The sequence below is a fragment of the Paenibacillus taichungensis genome (assembly GCF_003287275.1).
Taxonomy (GTDB): Bacteria; Bacillota; Bacilli; order Paenibacillales; family Paenibacillaceae; genus Paenibacillus; species Paenibacillus taichungensis_A.
Window position 1 is genome coordinate 1 of sequence record NZ_QEVW01000051.1, and the last position, 632, is coordinate 632.

The window sequence follows — 632 nt, forward strand, 5'->3', positions numbered from 1 at the left end:
TTATTCCTGTAACCCCGGTGGTTCCGGTTATTCCCGTTGCTCCAGTGGCTCCTGTCGATCCCGTAACACCGATTCCTGTGGCTCCCGTTATTCCCGTTACTCCGGTGGCTCCTGTCGGTCCCGTAACACCGACTCCTGTGGCTCCCGTTATTCCCGTTACTCCGGTGGCTCCTGTCGATCCCGTGACACTGACACCCGTGGCTCCCGTTATTCCCGTTACTCCGGTGGCTCCTGTCGATCCCGTGACACTGACACCCGTGGCTCCCGTTATTCCTGTAACCCCGGTTATTCCGGTCTCTCCCGTCACTCCTGTTATTCCAGTAGCTCCTGTCGATCCCGTAACACCGATTCCTGTGGCTCCCGTTATTCCTGTAACCCCGGTTACTCCTGTCTCTCCCGTTATTCCAGTAGCTCCTGTCGATCCCGTAACACCGATTCCTGTGGCTCCCGTTATTCCTGTAACCCCGGTTATTCCGGTTATTCCCGTTGCTCCAGTGGCTCCGCTTGCACCGGTATCTCCGGTTGCACCCGTTACACCGATGCCCGTTGCCCCTGTTACACCCGTGGCTCCTGCACCCGCCAATAATGTGTAATCCGGTGATGTTCCTGGGGTGCCTGTTGGCGATGCCACA

1 pseudogene is annotated in these 632 nt (G+C 57.8%); it reads right to left on the reverse strand.

The window, feature by feature from the left end:
• Positions 1 to 632: pseudogene (locus DC345_RS32385) on the reverse strand (hypothetical protein); the annotation flags it as partial.